The sequence below is a fragment of the Synechococcus sp. R6-7 genome, assembly GCF_047461695.1.
GTDB lineage: Bacteria > Cyanobacteriota > Cyanobacteriia > Thermostichales > Thermostichaceae > Thermostichus.
This window is the reverse complement of record NZ_JANSHS010000300.1, coordinates 1-6669: the sequence shown is the minus strand read 5'-3', so window position 1 is coordinate 6669 and position 6669 is coordinate 1. Positions and strand designations below refer to the sequence as shown.

Sequence of the window (6669 nt, the reverse complement as noted above, 5' to 3'; positions counted from 1 at the left end):
GCGAAGCAGTCAGGGTCGGGTAGTTTACATGACCTATTTCCGAGAGCTGGACAAATCTTGGTACCTGACTCAAGCGGGCTTGGCGGAGTACCTCGATACCCTCAGCGAACTCACGGAACGCTTGGAAGGTTTGCAGTCTTTTGCCAATCTCTGTGAACAGGCCAATCAGAAGAATCCGTATCAACTGATCCCTTCTGAACCGGAAGGTCTGTATTTGCTTGCCTTCGAGTGAGATGCTGCCAAACTGGTTGATTGTCGCGCCTTTCCCCTGCCATCGAATCCATCAGCAGCCGCAGCGCAAAACTCCTGCTACCCTGGTTGAATGATGGTTTCGTTCCTGGTTGAGGTAGAGGGGAATTTGACAGATGAGCAGGTGCGGGAGGGATTCCACGCCCTCTCTGACCCGATTCGCCTGCGCGTGCTGCAACTGCTGCAGGGGCGTGAGTTGTGTGTTTGTGATCTCTGCGAGGAGCTGAAGGTGAGCCAATCCAAGCTCTCGTTTCACCTAAAAACCCTGCGGGATGCGAAATTGGTCAATGCTCGCCAGCAGGGGCGCTGGATTTACTACAGCCTCAACCCACCCGGTTTTCAGCTCCTGCAGCATTTTTTGGATAGATTGGGGCAAGCTGGCCCTGTCAAGGCCGCAGTTCCCTGTGTGGAAGACCTCTAAGGCGAGCAGGGATCCCAAAATGTCCCTAGAAAAACTGTCGGATCCCGCCCTTGTACATTCCGAAGACGGGCTTGCTGCAACACAAGAAATTACAGATGTGAATGGTGTTCCCTGCTGGCAACCCCAGGGATCCCGGCGGGTCAACTCGGAGAAAATGAGGATCCCATCTCCTAAAATCCATCAAAGTTCCCTGACACCAGCTCCCCTGTTGCTTAGTTAGGATTGATACAAGAGAGGTGGGAACAACATGATACGTGAACAGCGAGAAGAGTTGGAACGCATCCACCGAGCACACCTGTGGAATCGCCTCAAGGAGCGGGTGAAACGCGCCCAGTTGAATCCATCTCTGCTGGCTTTGCTGGCACGAGAGGCTTTTGAGTTGGGCTTTCCCCTTCCCTCTTTATCTGACCAACCCCAGGTCAATTCCCCTGCTGAGCAGCCCCAAGATGGAAGTCATCATCGCCGCACAAGGCCTCCGGCCCGCTGGCGCGAACGGTGAGTCCACCCTCTCTTCTGGCCGAGAAAGCGGGCAGCCACGATCATAGGAGAATTTCTCTCCAGAGACTCTCAAAGCAGCTAGTCTAGGCAATGATTTTGAATAAATCAGAGCCCATGATGAACACCGCCGAAGCCCTTCAGATTCTCAACCTTCCGCCGGACGCAACCGAGCGGCAGATCCGGGGGCGACTGTTTCAGGAATACCAAACCCTCAGTACTGCCCTCGCAGAACTGGAGGACGAGCGACAAAGACCCTTGCTAGAGGCGCAACTGGCGCGGCTGAATGAGGCGCGGGATGTATTGCTTAGCGGGGGATCCCAGGCTGAGAAGGGTTTGTCTTGGGTCAGCCCAGAGGACTTGCCCCCCCAGGTGATTGTGCTGCTCTACCAAGCCAATGGGCAGGAGGGAATCTGCACGCGCCAGGTTGGGGGTCAAGATATCGTCATTGCTTTCGAGAGCTCGTTTGCGGCAAGAAAATATGCGCAGCGGTTGGCTCAACAGGGACTGCCCAAGCCCGTGGCAGAACGCTTTGACACGCAGGAGATCGTCGATTTTTGCCGCAGCGGAGGGTATGGGTTGATGGTGGTTCCGGCCAGCGAAACGCTGGAGCCCCTACAAGAAAGCACGGAAGCTGCCCGTGATTGGCAGGGCAGGTCTTGATGCCGTTTGGCCTCGATCCACTTGCGTTAAGGGTGCCCTCGATGATTAGTGTGGAACCGATCTCTGTGGACGAGTTTCGCCAGCTCATGGCCGCCGATCTGGACGCTTGCTGCGAGGCCTTTGATTTGCGGGCGGAGTACCTGCGTCTGCAGCAACAGCGGCTACGCTCCTGGGGCATGCTGGCCTTTGGTTTGATAGCAATAGCCTTGGTCATCTTCTTGGGGATGCGGGATCCCGGCTCTTGGGTGTCCTATACCGCGGCTGCCGGGATCCTACTGCTGCTCCTGTTGGGGATCCTGAGAGTCAGCCTGCGCTTGGGAAAAAGCCTGCATCGCATCCGCCAGCGTTGGCAGGAGGCCCACCTGCTCAACAGCACCCCTGAGATGATGAAGTTTGCCACCGATCTGGCCCGCAAGGTAAAAGACTACAACCACTGGGTCAACGAGCTCCAACAATCCCTGCAGGGGGGGCAGCATTGGCGGGATTTTCGGCAACTCAGTGAGGCTGAGCAAAAGTACATCCAGTCGCTGTTTTTGCAGGTGCGGGCCCAACTGGTGATGGCCCTACAGGTGTGCCGAGCTTTGATCGAGGATCCACAAGCCTCTGTGGCTCAGTATCTCAACCAAATGGTTGCCCGGGATCAGCAACTGCTGGAGCAGTTTACCGCCAAAAACCTGACCGCCAACCGCTACGTGACCTTGGCTCGCCAGCTATCTGTGCTGGAGGAAGATTTGCAAGCCCAGCTCAGAGCCTTGGGATCCCGATGATACCCTGTTAGAGGTGTCCAGCAGCGTATTCATGGGCAGTAGAGGCACTCGAAAATTGTACGGCCTGTTGCTTGCCGGCGGACTGGGCTTGCTGGGATGCGGGGATCCGAATGTACCTCTGACCCAACCGCCCCCCGATGCTTTTCGGGTTAGCACCCCACGGCCACCGCGCCTAGATCTGTACCCCACCCCACCACCCACGCCAACTCCTACGCCGACACCACCCCCCAGCTTGCTGGAGCTCACAGCCCGTTGGTTGGGGATCCCTTGGCCGCCCCAAGAGACCAGCCTGGTGAGATTGAGCGCCCGTTTCCTGGAGATCCCCCTACCTCCCAAGCCCCGCCGCTCCGCCAGCCCCTCACCTCAGCCTTCCCCCAGTTCGGAAAGAGAAGAGAGAAAGCAGCAAGGCCGCGAAACCTAGTCCGCACCCCTGGCCTCTGGAGATCTAGGCGCCCGCAGTCACCGGCTCCGTTTCTCGAACGCGCAGCTTTTCACAGGGGATGGTATCCGCCAGAATAGAGCTGGCCATCATACCCGTGTGAATCTCTAGCTTGGCTCCAGGCACCGCTTCAAAGAGCAGCCGCTGGCCTGGAAAGACCACCCGCTCAAAGTACCAGTTTTCGATATTCGTGATGCGAACCACCTGAATGGAGCTGGTCGCATTGATGTAGCTACAGGTTATTCGCTCTGCTCGTTTTTTATCGGGGATTGCATCGAGTGTTTGCATAATTCAGATTACCAGCCCACGTTGCTCAGCCTACCATCTACCCTAACACCGTCTGGGGATCACTGCGGTAGTCTGCGATACGGCGATCCCAACTGGCAGAAATCAATCCTGGAAAAAATAACTTCTGTATTTTACCTTACTGTTTCGATTTCCAAGAGGGTTCTGCAATTCGAGGAAGATTTGAATTAGGATTTTTCCCCAATATGGGACAATTTCTCATAGAAAATCTCCGCAGAGTAGTAGTCAAGACTACACTTTTAAGCTGCCTTGGAGTTTGGGGATCAAGGCTCTTGGATCCTCGATCCCGTCGTCGGCTGCGGCGAGGATTGGCCGGGATCCCAGTTCAGGCCCTCCACCCGCAGCTCCAGAGCCCCCGACTGGCGCACCGGATTGTACTGCAGGCTGAAGCCATAGGTGCGGCGGTCGTAGCCCAGGCGATAGACGACATCCACCTGCTGGCCTGACTGCAAATCTACCGTTGTCTCTGCCCCTACCCGCAGCGGGCCGTACAGTTGTTGCAAAAAGCCCAGGACGAGCTGTTCCCGCGTGGTGATGCGGTCAAACAAAAATGGCGAGGCTCCGGCCAAAAAACCGTTGGAGTAGGTCACCCTCAGGTTGGTGTAGTCGAAGGTATCGGCCACAAAAGCCCCAATCACCGCATCGATACCAATGCTGCCGGCAGTATAGCTCTGGGCTCGGCCATTGGAGTAAAAAGACTGGCTGCTGCTCACACCGGTGCTGAGCCAGATCCCTTGCTCGATGGGCAGAGCGGAAAAGCGGGGTGGGGGATCCGCCGCCGTCTTGGGAGGGCTCCAGAGGGGAAAGGAGCGATTCAAGGTTGCCCCCAGTTGCAGGCGGGAGAGCTGAGTGCGGTCGGTGGTGTTGGCCAAGGCCAACTCCGGCTCTGTGTCGATTTCATCCGGCTGCCCCAAGGCATCAATGTAGTCGACGGCTATGCGGTAGCTGAGATCCAAGCCGGTATTCCCTAGGCGCAGGGTGGGGGAGCGGTAGCTGGCACCGAGGCGGTTTTCCACAATTTGAAACCTCAGGCGACCGCTGAAGAAGCGTTCCCGATAGGCGTAGGTGTAGGCGACTTCTCCGCCATCGCCGGTGGTGATGCGGTGTTCGACCTGGGCTCGCAAGCGCTGAGCAAACTCCTGGAAGACGATCCCCCGCAGCTCGGCAAACAGCGAGGTTTGAGCGTTGGCTTCCGGTTGCCGCCAACGAAAATCGGCCCGCAGCCCGATCCCATCCAAAAGGCCCTGCTCACTGCCCCAAAGACGTTGTGGATACAGTTGCGGGGAGAGCACCAAGCTCACATTGGGATCCCGCAGCAGCTCGATGTTGGACTGGAGGATCAAGCCGCGCCGCAATTCTTCCCTGTCGAAATCATCGTAGAAGATGCTGACCGGAGGCTGACGGTTTAATGAGTCGAAGCGCAACCGAATGGGCAGGGGCAGAAACAAGACCTGGTCGAAGGCCAGTTGGCCGGCCTCGGCAATCAAAAGGCTGGAGCCATCGGCTTGCAGGGTGGAGGTCACCCGTGGGCTACGAATCTCCAACTCCGGCGGATCCAGCGGGTCGTTGGTCAGCCGCACCTGTTCTCCTTCCCAGGTGGTGGCATCGAAGCGGATGCGAACGGCACGAAAGCGCACCAGCCGCTGCGGAGAGAGGGCGGCTGCCGGGGATCCACTGGCCTGCAACTGGCCAATATCCACCTGCCCGAAGGCCTCTTCCAAAAACCCCCGCTCCTGCTCAAAGTCGTACTCCAGCCGGGATCCCTGAATGCGCTGCCGATCCAGTTGAATAGAAACATTGCCCTCGGCCACAGCCCGCCGCTGTCGCAGCTCAATGCGCAGGCGATCCGCCCGCAACACAGAGCGGCCCAGCCGCATCTCCACATTGCCTTCTGCTTGGAAGACTTCCGCCCGTTGATCGAAGGTTTGCCGGTCAGAACGCAGCCGTAACGTTCGGTCGGCAACGGCGCTGAGGTCAGTCGTATCCATGGGCTGAGCGCCCCCCTTCTTCTGGGACTCCACCTGAGCCGCAGTAGGGCCGGCAACTGCCAACCCCAGCACCCCCAAGCAGAGCCAGAGCAACCGCAACCCTCTCATAATCACCCGGCGCAAAACTTCAACACAGATCCCCTACGGCTTCCCCAGCCCGCTAGCTTGTGGCCAACTGGGAAAGGTTGAGGACTCGGTTGAGCTTGCCGCTGCGGTAGCCCTCCAAATCGAGACTGACATAGAGATAGCCGAAGGATTGCAGGGCCTTGACCAGCGCTTCCAGATTGGTTTTCTGCACAAACTCCACGATCTGATCCGGAGGAAGTTCGATGCGGGCGGTGTCCTTTTCGGAGCGCACCCTGACCTGCCGCCAACCCAAGCTGCGCAAATAGCGCTCTGCCGCTCCCACCCGACGTAGCTTCTCAGGGGTGATTGCCTCCCCGTAGGGAAAGCGAGAGCTGAGGCAGGGTTGGGCCGGTTTATCCCACCAAGACAGCCCCAGGTGGCGAGACAATTGCCGCACCTCCAGCTTGCTCATCCCCACCTCCGCCAAAGGGGAACGCACGCCGCGCTCCCGAGCTGCCTGTGTCCCCGGTCGGTAATCGGCCAGATCGTCGGCATTGAGACCATCCACCACATGGTTATATCCCTGGGCTTGGGCCAACAGGCGCAAGGTATCGTGCAAGTGACTTTTGCAGAAGTAACACCGGTTAACGGGGTTGGCGGCGTAGCCCGGATCTTCCAGCTCGTGGGTTTCGACGATCTGATGGCGGATCCCGATTTGCCGAGCCTGCTGAATTGCTTCTTCCAAATCTTCGGGCAGCAGCGAAGGAGAAGCAGCGGTGACAGCCAGGGCCCGCTCCCCCAACTGATCCCAGGCCAACTTGGCCACCAGGCTGCTATCAACTCCCCCCGAGTAGGCCACCAAGACCTGCTCCATCTCGGCGAAGATCTGGACAAGCTGCTGGAACTTGTGCTGCAGGACGGGATCCCACTCCAGCAGGAGGTTGGCCGCTATTCCTCCCTCTCCCGGGGGGAGAAGGTCGAGACGAGAGGCGGTTGGGCCTTGGGCTGTGCTCATGAAGACAGAAGATGCCAAGCGTTTGGATAACCAGGCAAGGATGCCATCTCGCTATTGCCGGCAGGAGAAGAGCCGGTTGCTATCAGGGGCAGGGATCCCCCCTCTTTCTATTCTTTCCTAGAGATCCCCGACTTTCCAACGCTTCTCCCCAGCATGGGATGCGGGATCCCTCAAGGAAAAGTAGACAATTGGGCAATCTATCCGTAGTCCGCTGACCTGCTGTCGCGATGGTGCTATGCCTCCGGCACCCTACCGGGAAC

Annotated in this window: 8 protein-coding genes and 1 pseudogene; 6 read left to right on the top strand and 3 right to left on the bottom strand. The window is 58.1% G+C overall.

All coding sequences use genetic code 11. From position 1 onward, the window contains the following. The 6 genes and pseudogenes from NW815_RS09185 to NW815_RS09160 all read left to right on the top strand — a co-directional run. Positions 1–232: pseudogene (locus NW815_RS09185) on the top strand (hypothetical protein); the annotation flags it as partial. A 93-nt stretch (positions 233–325) separates the two neighbouring features. Beyond that, a complete protein-coding gene (locus tag NW815_RS09180; protein WP_414330075.1) occupies positions 326–670 on the top strand; it encodes an ArsR/SmtB family transcription factor in 345 nt (114 codons plus the stop codon). Between the two features lie 247 nt (positions 671–917). After that, complete coding sequence (locus NW815_RS09175) at positions 918–1169, top strand: hypothetical protein (RefSeq protein WP_414330072.1); 252 nt, start codon at positions 918–920, stop codon at positions 1167–1169. Positions 1170–1282: 113 nt separating this feature from the next. Continuing rightward, positions 1283–1828, top strand: coding sequence for a DUF3110 domain-containing protein (locus tag NW815_RS09170; RefSeq protein ID WP_414374936.1), 546 nt, complete (start codon positions 1283–1285; stop codon positions 1826–1828). 41 nt (positions 1829–1869) lie between these two features. Then, positions 1870–2595: a hypothetical protein gene (locus NW815_RS09165; RefSeq protein WP_414406961.1), complete on the top strand. Its 726-nt coding sequence runs from the start codon at positions 1870–1872 to the stop codon at positions 2593–2595. Positions 2596–2626: 31 nt separating this feature from the next. Beyond that, positions 2627–3016: a hypothetical protein gene (locus NW815_RS09160; protein WP_414357066.1), complete on the top strand. Its 390-nt coding sequence runs from the start codon at positions 2627–2629 to the stop codon at positions 3014–3016. A 24-nt stretch (positions 3017–3040) separates the two neighbouring features. Here NW815_RS09160 and NW815_RS09155 read toward each other — a convergent pair whose 3' ends face one another. From NW815_RS09155 to larE, 3 genes are all read right to left on the bottom strand, one after another. Then, entirely contained in the window at positions 3041–3322 is a 282-nt protein-coding gene (locus NW815_RS09155) for a DUF1830 domain-containing protein (protein WP_414331305.1), read from the bottom strand. Between the two features lie 281 nt (positions 3323–3603). Further along, positions 3604–5436, bottom strand: coding sequence for a DUF3769 domain-containing protein (locus NW815_RS09150; protein WP_414389618.1), 1833 nt, complete (start codon positions 5434–5436; stop codon positions 3604–3606). Between the two features lie 52 nt (positions 5437–5488). Then, the gene (larE, locus tag NW815_RS09145) at positions 5489–6409 is read right to left on the bottom strand and encodes an ATP-dependent sacrificial sulfur transferase LarE (protein WP_414389616.1); all 921 of its coding nucleotides are present in this window, start codon (positions 6407–6409) and stop codon (positions 5489–5491) included. Between the last annotated feature and the right edge of the window lie 260 nt (positions 6410–6669).

Coding starts and splice junctions, on each gene's coding strand:
- NW815_RS09155 (WP_414331305.1), bottom strand. CDS start 3,322: ATGCAAACACTCGATGCAATCCCCGATAAAAAACGAGCAGAGCGAATA.
- larE (WP_414389616.1), bottom strand. CDS start 6,409: ATGAGCACAGCCCAAGGCCCAACCGCCTCTCGTCTCGACCTTCTCCCC.
- NW815_RS09180 (WP_414330075.1), top strand. CDS start 326: ATGGTTTCGTTCCTGGTTGAGGTAGAGGGGAATTTGACAGATGAGCAG.
- NW815_RS09150 (WP_414389618.1), bottom strand. CDS start 5,436: ATGAGAGGGTTGCGGTTGCTCTGGCTCTGCTTGGGGGTGCTGGGGTTG.
- NW815_RS09170 (WP_414374936.1), top strand. CDS start 1,283: ATGATGAACACCGCCGAAGCCCTTCAGATTCTCAACCTTCCGCCGGAC.
- NW815_RS09175 (WP_414330072.1), top strand. CDS start 918: ATGATACGTGAACAGCGAGAAGAGTTGGAACGCATCCACCGAGCACAC.
- NW815_RS09160 (WP_414357066.1), top strand. CDS start 2,627: ATGGGCAGTAGAGGCACTCGAAAATTGTACGGCCTGTTGCTTGCCGGC.
- NW815_RS09165 (WP_414406961.1), top strand. CDS start 1,870: ATGATTAGTGTGGAACCGATCTCTGTGGACGAGTTTCGCCAGCTCATG.